This is a genomic window from Acidiphilium sp. (genome assembly GCF_049977125.1).
Taxonomy (GTDB): domain Bacteria; phylum Pseudomonadota; class Alphaproteobacteria; order Acetobacterales; family Acetobacteraceae; genus Acidiphilium.
Window position 1 is genome coordinate 1 of record NZ_JBMFGY010000258.1, and the last position, 3,050, is coordinate 3,050.

General features: G+C 66.9%; 1 protein-coding gene. It reads left to right on the plus strand.

What is annotated here, in order from left to right:
- Positions 1–3,050 (plus strand): MobF family relaxase (mobF, locus tag ACP5E6_RS17745; protein WP_427956501.1); only part of this gene is annotated, 3,050 nt, incomplete at both ends.

The window sequence follows — 3,050 nt, forward strand, 5'->3', positions numbered from 1 at the left end:
AATGGCGATGAGCAGACGGCGCGGGAGTGGCAGCGTGCGATCACCAAATCCCGCACGCCGATCGGTTATGTCGATTACACCTTCTCGGCTGATAAGTCGGTGTCGCTGGCCTGGGCGTTCGCGCCGACCGAGGCGGAGCGCAATCTGATCGCGCAGGCGCATCGGGATGCGGTGCATGCGGCGATGCAGGTTGTCGCCGAGACGGTGGGTCAGGCCCGGATGGGCAAGGGTGGCCGGGATGGCGCGGAGAAGGGCGCGATCGGCTGGATCACCTTCGATCACTACACCGCCCGCCCGACGCTGGAGATCGCCCGGCCCGGTCCGGACGGGCGGATGGAGACCGAGCTGGTCACGGTGAAAGTGGCCGGTGATCCGCAGCTGCACACCCATGTCGCGGTGCCCAATGTGGTGCTGACGCCGGGGGGCCGGGTGGGATCGCTGGATATGCTGCAGATGCATGATCGCATCCATGAATGGGGCGCGCTGTATCAGGCCTATCTGGCGCAGAACCTGCGCGCGCTCGGCGCCGAGGTTGCCCTTGATGAGACATTGGGATCGGCGCGGCTGACCGCGGTGCCCGATGCGGTGCGGACCGCGTTCAGCAAGCGGACCCGCGACGCGCTGGCTGACGCCAAAGCCTATGCGAAGGAGACCGGGGCGAATTGGGACCGGATGTCGCCGGATGAGCGGATCATGCTGCTGAAGGGCGGCGCTTTTGCGAGCCGCAGCGCCAAGGCGGATGATCTGAGCGATTTTACCGCCTGGCAGCGTCAGGCCGAGCGTCTGGGCTATCAGCACCAGAGCGTGCTCGATCCTGCGAACCCCAAGCCGGTGATGGACGAAGCGAAGCGGCTCGATGTGGCGTATTGGGCGGGGGCAAAACAACTCGGCCGGAAATTCGAGCATCGCGCGGTGCTGGACGAGGCCGATGCGCGGGTGGCGGCGGCCCGTGGTCTGATCGCGTCGGGCCTGAGCGGTCCGGCGGATATCGATAAGGTACGGGCCTCGTTCAGTGCCCGCGGGGTGACCGACACCTGGAGCAATTTCGACGGGGGTCCGTTCCGTCTCAGGCCCGGGACGTCGCTGATCGAGGTGGCACTGGTGCGGGATGATCCGGCGGTCGAGGGGGCGACGATCACCGAGACGCGTCTGACCACGCAGGCGCAGCTCAATCAGGAACAGCGCGTGATCGAATTGGCGCGCAAACATGCCGGCGATACACGGGGTTTGCTCACGCCGCCTACGATCCAGCGCGGCATTGCGGCAACCGATCTCGATCTGACCGGGGCGCATGGTCGGGCGCAGCGGCGGATCATCGATCACCTCGGCCTGGGTGGGCGGTTCGCGGTGGCGATCGGGGCGGCGGGGTCGGGCAAGACGACGCTGCTCAAACCGCTGGTCGCGGCCTGGCATGAGCAGGGGGCGGATATTCACGGGATCAGTCTCGGCTGGCGCCAGGCGCGCGAGTTGCGTGAAGCCGGGCTGCGGATTGCCGATCCGATCAGAACCCGCAATCGGGTCCAATCCCAGTCCCAGCGACAAGCGTCCGTAGCGATCCCGGCGCAGGTGCCGATCCTGCCCGATCTCCAGGACGGATCACCGGACACCCATCGCGACAGCGTGGCGGCGGTGAGCGTGTTCATCAACCGGGTGAAGTCCGGCCGTCTGGTACTGGGTCATGGCAGTGTGGTGGTGATCGACGAGTTGGGCACGATCGGCACGCGGCAGCTGGCCGATCTGCTCGAGCTGCAGGATCGGTACCGGTTCCGGATGGTGGCGATCGGCGATCCGAAGCAATGCCAGTCGATCGAGGCGGGATCGGTGATCCGGCTTCTGGAAACCGCGCTGGGCAAGATCCCCTCGATCGAGACGACGGTGCGCCAGACCGATCCGCGCGCCCGCGAGATCGCCGGTCTGTTGCGGGCGGGCAAGGGGGCGGAAGCCCTCGCCATGAAGTATCAGGACAAGACCGCCGAGATCGTGCCGGGCGGGTTGAGCGAGATCGTCGAGCGGGCGGCAGCACTCTGGCATGAGCGGCAGCGAGCGAATGCCGACCGGCCGCGCTATAGTATCAGTATCAGCACGCCGACCAACGAAGATGCACGGGCGATCGGGGCGGCGATCCGGGCGCGGTTGCAGGCATCGGGCGAACTGGCGCGCGATGCGACGGTTCTCCCGGCGATCGATCCGAACAGTCACGCCAGATACGACCTGCCGCTCGCCCCCGGTGATCGGGTGCGGTTGTTCGCCCGTACCAATGCCAATTTGACCGGTGGCCAGTCCGGGGTGATCGGCGACAACGGCTCGATCCTGGAGGTAACAGCGATCCAGCGGGACGGTCTGGTTCTACGCAACGATAAGGGTAGTGAAGGGCTGGTGGTCTGGGAGGCGCTGACCGATCAGCGATCGGGCCGGGTGCGCCTGACCTATGGCTATGCGATGACGACCAACACGGCGCAGGGGGCGACGACGACCGAGCATATCTTCGTCACGCCGGGCGGCTCGCGGATGACCGATGGGTTCAAGAGCTATGTCTCGGGGTCGCGCCATCGCGAGCGGGACTATTGGCTGACCTCGGAGGGGGCGGAGCGGCAGGAGATCGTCGGTCGCCGGCCGCTGGGGGATCCGCGACCGATCCATGAGCACGACATCTGGGCGAACTGGGGCCGCAACATCATGCGCCGGCCGGAGATCCTGAATGCGATTGATATCGTCGCCCAGGCCGATCAAATCCGGCGCGGCACGGCGCGCTCGTTCATGACGGGCAAGGAGTTGCACGAGAGCACGGCGCCGACGGGTGATCAGCGGGCGGAATTGCAGCGCAAATTCCAGCACACCCATGTCGGGACGGCGGAACCCGCGATCCAGTCGATGAGAAGCGACTTTGCCGAGCACCAGCGGCAGACGCAGGGGACGATCGAGCGGCTGACCCAGGCCGGGGATGTGGTGCGGCGGGCGGTTGCCGAGCGCATCAGCCGGGCACGGCCGTTGCTGGATCGGGCGCGCGGGGTGGCGCGGGAGCGGATCGATGCGATCATGCGGCGTCACGA